7 protein-coding genes are annotated in these 6,468 nt (G+C 29.1%); 6 read left to right on the top strand and 1 reads right to left on the bottom strand.

Annotated features, from left to right (window positions below):
• From AADI82_RS12800 to AADI82_RS12775, 6 genes are all read left to right on the top strand, one after another.
• The coding region (locus AADI82_RS12800; protein ID WP_341216821.1) for a DUF4249 family protein at window positions 1-449 on the top strand (449 nt) is incomplete at its 5' end.
• 178 nt (window positions 450-627) lie between these two features.
• The gene (locus AADI82_RS12795) at window positions 628-1,875 is read left to right on the top strand and encodes an RND transporter (protein ID WP_341216820.1); all 1,248 of its coding nucleotides are present in this window, start codon (window positions 628-630) and stop codon (window positions 1,873-1,875) included.
• A 1-nt stretch (window position 1,876) separates the two neighbouring features.
• Complete coding sequence (locus AADI82_RS12790; protein WP_341216819.1) at window positions 1,877-3,229, top strand: ABC transporter permease; 1,353 nt, start codon at window positions 1,877-1,879, stop codon at window positions 3,227-3,229.
• A 6-nt stretch (window positions 3,230-3,235) separates the two neighbouring features.
• Complete coding sequence (locus AADI82_RS12785; RefSeq protein WP_341216818.1) at window positions 3,236-4,696, top strand: TolC family protein; 1,461 nt, start codon at window positions 3,236-3,238, stop codon at window positions 4,694-4,696.
• 29 nt (window positions 4,697-4,725) lie between these two features.
• Window positions 4,726-5,547, top strand: a complete 822-nt coding sequence (gene murQ / locus AADI82_RS12780; protein WP_341216817.1) for an N-acetylmuramic acid 6-phosphate etherase — start codon at window positions 4,726-4,728, stop codon at window positions 5,545-5,547.
• Window positions 5,534-5,773 carry a DUF6095 family protein gene (locus tag AADI82_RS12775; RefSeq protein WP_341216816.1) on the top strand — a complete coding sequence of 80 codons (240 nt, stop codon included), beginning with the start codon at window positions 5,534-5,536 and terminating at the stop codon, window positions 5,771-5,773. The genes murQ and AADI82_RS12775 overlap by 14 nt, the downstream gene beginning before the upstream one ends.
• Here AADI82_RS12775 and AADI82_RS12770 read toward each other — a convergent pair.
• On the bottom strand, window positions 5,770-6,270 hold the full coding sequence (locus AADI82_RS12770) for a hypothetical protein (RefSeq protein ID WP_341216815.1): 501 nt from the start codon (window positions 6,268-6,270) through the stop codon (window positions 5,770-5,772). The genes AADI82_RS12775 and AADI82_RS12770 overlap by 4 nt on opposite strands.
• Window positions 6,271-6,468: the final 198 nt, after the last annotated feature.

The raw sequence follows: 6,468 nt of genomic DNA, 5'->3' as shown, positions 1-6,468 counted from the left end.
TAACACCAGTATCACCAATTGAGTATGTTGAGCAAAAAAACGATGGCGGTTTTACTGGCGATGAAATTGAAATTAAAGCCTTTTACACAGATCCAAAAGATATTGAAAACTTTTACTTATTCGAGTTTAGAAAACCAGCTCTAAATACTATAAATATTGAAGTATACGATGATGAATTTACAGACGGAAATCAAATCTTCGCTTTTTATTCTGATGAAACCCTTACAAGCGGTGACCAATTAGAAATAAGAAACTATGGTATTTCAAGTCGTACATATAATTATTTAAATATTTTGCTTCAACAAAGCGATGACGAATCTGGCGACCCTTTTCAAACCCAGCCAGCTACAGTAAGAGGTAATTGCATAAATCAAACCAACCCGAATAACTTTCCTTTAGGATATTTTAGAGTTTCAGAAGCCAATATTTTTACTTATATAATAGAATAACTTTATTATTATTATACTTGGCATAAAATTTGTGCGTTATTTCTTTAATAAAAATAATACTAATTATTAGTAACAATATAGTTAATTAAATTTTTAGGATTTAATTAACTGTAAGAAATTATTGGTATACTATTTTTACTATAATTACAAATTTCATCAATCAAAAAAACCATCCAGCATGAATAAAAAAAGAATAGCCTATATAGTAGGTACTATCGTTTTAATAATAATAATTGCCTATTCATATTTTAATTCCAATAGTGATAAAGATATTTCACTTACTGCCAAAGTAGTAAAAGGTACTTTTTTAAATGAAGTATTTATTTCTGGTGAAGCACAGTCTACAAGTTCAAAAAAAATTAATGGCCCAAGTAATGCAAGGCGATTTAATATTTATCAAATAAAAATACAAGATTTAGTAGCTGAAGGTACTATTGTAAAAAAGGGAGACTATATTGGTAAATTAGATGCTTCTGAAGTTAATGGAAAAATTAATGAAGCACAATTAAATTTAGAAAAAGCCCAATCAAGATTTACACAACAACAATTGGATACCACTCTTACCCTAAAACAAGAACGTAATTCTATAAAAGACTTATTATTTAATATTGAAGAGGATAGTTTAGAATTAGAGCGTTCAATATATGAGCCTCCAGCAACTATCAGATCTTTAGAAAACAAGATTGAAAAAACAGCACGGGATTTAAAAGAAAAAAAGGCAGACTACTCAATAAAAAAGAGACAAGCCAATGCAAAAATGATTGAGGTAGGCACAGAGGTTTCTAAAATATCTAAACGCATAGAAGAATTATTACAATTACAAAAAGAGTTCACTATTTATTCTGATGATGATGGTATGGTGACTTATGTAAAGGAGTGGAACGGCACAAAAAAGAAAGTTGGATCTACTATATCACCTTGGGAGCCCGCTATTGCTAGTTTACCAGATTTAACAAAAATGGAGTCGAAAACTTATAGTAATGAAGTTGATATAAGAAAGATAAAAAAAGACTTACCTGTAAAAGTAGGTTTTGATGCTTTTCCAGATATAGAACTTGATGGTATTGTTACCGATGTTGCTAATGTTGGAGAAACTAAAGCAGGCTCTGATATTAAACTTTTTCAGGTATTAATAAAATTGAATGAAACAAATAACAATATTAGACCTGGAATGACAACGTCTAACAAAATACTAATAGATAAAAAGGATGATGTTTTAATGATTCCGTTAGAAGCCATTTTTGCTAAAGATTCTATTAGTTATGCGTATGTAAAATCTGGATTATCTATAGATAAAAAGCAAGTAGAATTAGGACCATCTAATAATGAAGTTGTAATTATATACAAAGGATTGAAAGAAAATGATGTTGTTTATTTAAATAAACCAGAGGATTCGGATGATAAGAGTATAACGCTATTAAAATAAGATGATAGACAAACTACTTTTAGAAAAACTAAAATCTAATTTCACTGAAGCATTTTGGTTTATTAAAACGAATAAAGTTAGAACTTTTTTAACAGCGTTAGGTATTATTTTTGGTGTAGCTTCAGTAATTACAATGCTAGCCATAGGAAATGGTGCAGAAAAAGAAATATTGGCGCAACTAGAATTAGTAGGTGTAAATAACATTGTGATTACCCCTATACCTGATGAAGAAGATGAAAACGCTAACGAAAGTGATGAGGATGCCAGTAAAACGGAATCAAAACGATTTTCTAAAGGCCTAGATATATTAGACGCATTGAGCGCTCAAAAAAACATTCCCAGCATTAAACTTGTTAGCCCAGAAATAATTTTAAATACCTATGTTATTAATAATGGTAGGCAAAATTCTGTTAAGCTCATTGGTATTTCTCCTGCCTTTTTTGAATCTTCTAATATAAGTTTAGAAAACGGTAAAAGTTTTTCAGACTATCAAATTAAGAATGCCTTACCAGTATGCATTATAGGCAAAAAAGTTGAGAAAAAATTATTTACTGGAGAAAGTGCTTTAGGAAAACAAATTAAAGTAAAAGATGTTTGGTTAAAAGTTATAGGTGTTATTGAAGAAAAATTAATCTCTGATAAAGCACAAGAAAACTTAGGCATAAGAGATTTGAATGAAGATGTTTATATCCCTATAAATACATTTTTAGTACGCTATAAAGATCGAAAGATAATTAGTGATAAAATAGGTGCTCGAAATAGAAACCAAAATGGTCCTAAAAAAAGAATACCTAGAGGTAATTATCATCAAATAGATAAACTAACCGTACAAGTTTCAAATTCAAATGAGCTAAAAGCTACAGCTGAAGTTTTAAGTAAAATGTTGAAACGAAGACACAATGATGTTTTAGATTTTGAAATAGAAATCCCGATACAATTACTCAAACAACAACAAAAAACAAAGCAAATATTTAATATAGTCTTAATCATTATAGCAGGAATATCGCTATTAATTGGTGGTATAGGTATTATGAATATCATGCTAGCTTCAGTATTAGAAAGAACCAAAGAGATTGGAATAATTAGAGCCATTGGAGCAACTGAGGAAGATGTGATATTACAATTCTTATCAGAATCTGTACTTATTAGTGTTGGAGGAGGAATTATTGGGATTATTCTTGGAATTATTGGAGCTTATGTAATTGAAATAGTTTCAGGAATTGAAACTGTTTTATCTATAAATTCAATTATGATTTCATTCTTTATTGCTGTTGCTGTGGGATTAATATTTGGAATATTTCCAGCAAAAGCAGCCGCTAATAAAAAACCTATTCAAGCTTTAAGATCCGAATAATAAAATATGAAAAAAATACTCCTTATCATTATTGTTGTTTTTCCATTATTCAATAATGCACAGTCAAAAAAACTAACGCTCAATGAAGCGATTGAAATTGCTCAAAAAAAATCACCTGATTATAAAATTAATTTAAACAGAAACCAATCAAACTATTGGCGTTTCAGGCGTTATAAAGCAAGTTTTTTACCAGAACTTAGACTAACCGCTATACTACCTGAATATCGAAATGCAGTACGTAGAATAACAAACGACACTGGACAAGATGTTTTTGTAACACAAAATCAATTACTTATTGAAGGCGGTTTATCTATTTCTCAAAGTATACCATATACAGGAGGTACATTATCTGTCAATACAAACTTAGAACGTGTAGAATTATTTGGTCTTGACGATAATATCGGGTATTCTGTTATTCCTTTTTCTATTAATTATTTTCAAAACTCAATATTATTCAACAAATTCAAATGGGATAAAAAAATTGAACCACTAATTTACGAAGAGTCTAAAAGAGATTTTATCGAAAATATGGAGCAAATATCTGTTAGTACATCCAATCGTTATTTTGATTTGCTAAAAGCACAAATGCAGTTGGCTATTTCAGAAACTAACTTAAAAAATCAAGACACCTTATTTCAAATAGCAAAAGGAAGGTATAAAATTGGAAAGATTGCTGAAAATGAACTATTACAAATGGAGTTAAGGTTCCTAAACTCTAAAAATAGAGTGACTACAAATACGGTTGAATTAAAAAGAGCATCACAAAATTTAGCACGATACTTAGAATTAGATACTGAAGATTTAAAATTAGATATCCCCGAACAACTACCTCTTTTTAATGTAGATATTGATAAGGCATTAAATGAAGCAAAGTCTAATAGAAAAGCAATTATAGAGTTTAGAAGAAAACGATTAGAAGCCGAAAAAGAGGTGGCATTTCAGAAAGGTAATAATAAATTACAATTGGGAATAAGAGCTAATTTTGGAATATCGCAAAATGGTGATGATTTTAATAACCTATTTAATAACTTTAACAAACAGCAAAACGTTTCAGTATCTGTTGGCATTCCTATATTCGATTGGGGGGTATCTAAATCAAGACGTAAAATGGCAGAAGCTAACTTAGATTTAACTAACAATAATATAAATCAAAATAAGCAAGAATTCGAACAGGAAATATATTTACATGTATTAAATTGGTCTAATCAAAGAGATTTTTTATTCACAGCAGAAAAAGCTAAAGAGGTTTCAATGAAGCGATATGAAATTTCTAAAAAAAGGTATGTATTAAATAAAGTAACAATTACAGATTTAAATATTGCGTTAGAAGAAAGAGATAAGGCTGTATTTGAATACTTAAATTCTCTCGAAAAATTCTGGCGAGATTATTACATATTAAGACAGCTAACACTTTACGATTTTATTAATGATAAAAAAATAGAAGTTGAAGATGTTCTTTTTGATTAAAATTCGCTAATAATTCATACTTTTGAATTATGAGCTTTACAAAAACAACCGAACAAGATTCAAATTACAACCATCTAGAAAAGATGAGTGTTAAAGAATTAATTTCGAACATCAATAACGAAGATAAAACAGTACCTCTAGCGGTAGAAAAATCGCTTCTACAAATAGAATTACTTATAGAACAAATCGTTCCAAAATTAAAAAAAGGTGGACGATTATTTTACATAGGAGCAGGTACAAGTGGGCGGTTAGGCATTTTAGATGCTTCCGAATGTCCGCCAACGTTTGGGGTTTCTCCAGACTTAGTAATTGGAATAATTGCAGGTGGAGATACTGCTATCAGAAATGCCGTAGAATTTGCTGAAGACTCTACAGAATTAGGTTGGCAAGATTTACAAAATTATAATATTAGCGATAAAGATGTTGTTGTTGGTATTGCTGCTTCAGGAACCACTCCCTATGTTATTTCAGCTTTAGAAGCTTGCAACAAAAACAATATTATTACGGGGTGTATTACTTGTAATAATAATAGTCCTTTAGCAGATGTATCAAAATACCCAATCGAAGTTATTGTAGGTCCAGAATTTGTAACAGGAAGCTCTAGAATGAAAGCCGGAACTGCACAAAAACTAGTTTTGAATATGATAACTACCACGTCTATGGTTTTACTTGGCCATATAAAAGGAAATAAAATGGTAGATATGCAATTGAGTAACAATAAACTTGTAGATAGAGGTGTAAGAATGATTATGAACGAAATTAATGTATCTCAAGAAAAAGCAAAACAATTATTAAATAATTATGGTAGTGTACGTTTAGCGGTTCAAAACTATATCAATGAAAACAAATAAAACTGATAAAAATATACTTGCTAAAGGGTTAAAAACTATGGGGATCTCTTTAGGCTTTATGTTTTTAGGACCAACACTTATTCACATAGCGCTTAGCAATAAAGAAAAACCACTTTATATTCCTATATTAATTATTGCTATACTGATTTGTTCTTTAGCTGTGTTTTTTGCTTTCAAAGGCATTAATACCATATTAGATAGCATGTTTAAAAAAAACAATTCTTAATTTAAAGTAGAAAGCTTTGGCGTTGTAGGATTATAACCAAAATTCGAATCATTAAAGGAAATATTCAATCCTTCTAATATATAATTTATAATAGCATAATGGTGTATTGTGTGGCTATTTGCTTGTGTGAAAATAGCTCCTAAAGTATATTTTATTTCGGTTTTACCTAAACCTAAATCGTCAATCACCTTTACTGTTTCATCCATATCAAAATCAGTTTTACTCAATTTCTCAATAATTATGTTTAGGTAATTTACTGCACTAACACATTTAGATTCTACATCTTTACTTCTACTTCTCTTAGTTAAATCTATTACCTTATCAGAATCTAAATTGAATATGCAATCATAAAAGTCTAAAATATGCCTAATGTGAGTACCAATACTTGAATAGTAAGGAGGTAATGAAGCATCACATAATGCATTGTCTTCTAATTTATCAAGTAAATTCTTAGATTTTTGAAGTGTTTTTAAGGTAGATTGAATGATAATATTCATAGAAACCAATTTAGTAAATATTTTTAACTTAAAATTATTTTTCTTAGTCCTTATACTAACACAACCTTACAATAAATTTTATATGAATTTTGTTTCAAAAAATTCTTTTATAGTTGTGTAGTTTGTAAGATTCAAAATTAAATCATTTTCAATTTCAGTATAGGTCAAAAAAAATCCTCAACAAATTAATGTTGAGGA

Origin of the sequence: uncultured Wocania sp. (genome assembly GCF_964021735.1) — a bacterium.
Taxonomy (GTDB): domain Bacteria; phylum Bacteroidota; class Bacteroidia; order Flavobacteriales; family Flavobacteriaceae; genus Wocania_A.
The sequence above is the reverse complement of the archived record's forward strand: the minus strand, read 5'-3'. Positions and strand labels throughout refer to the sequence as shown.

Coding starts and splice junctions, on each gene's coding strand:
- murQ (WP_341216817.1), top strand. CDS start 4,726: ATGAGCTTTACAAAAACAACCGAACAAGATTCAAATTACAACCATCTA.
- AADI82_RS12795 (WP_341216820.1), top strand. CDS start 628: ATGAATAAAAAAAGAATAGCCTATATAGTAGGTACTATCGTTTTAATA.
- AADI82_RS12775 (WP_341216816.1), top strand. CDS start 5,534: ATGAAAACAAATAAAACTGATAAAAATATACTTGCTAAAGGGTTAAAA.
- AADI82_RS12770 (WP_341216815.1), bottom strand. CDS start 6,270: ATGAATATTATCATTCAATCTACCTTAAAAACACTTCAAAAATCTAAG.
- AADI82_RS12790 (WP_341216819.1), top strand. CDS start 1,877: ATGATAGACAAACTACTTTTAGAAAAACTAAAATCTAATTTCACTGAA.
- AADI82_RS12785 (WP_341216818.1), top strand. CDS start 3,236: ATGAAAAAAATACTCCTTATCATTATTGTTGTTTTTCCATTATTCAAT.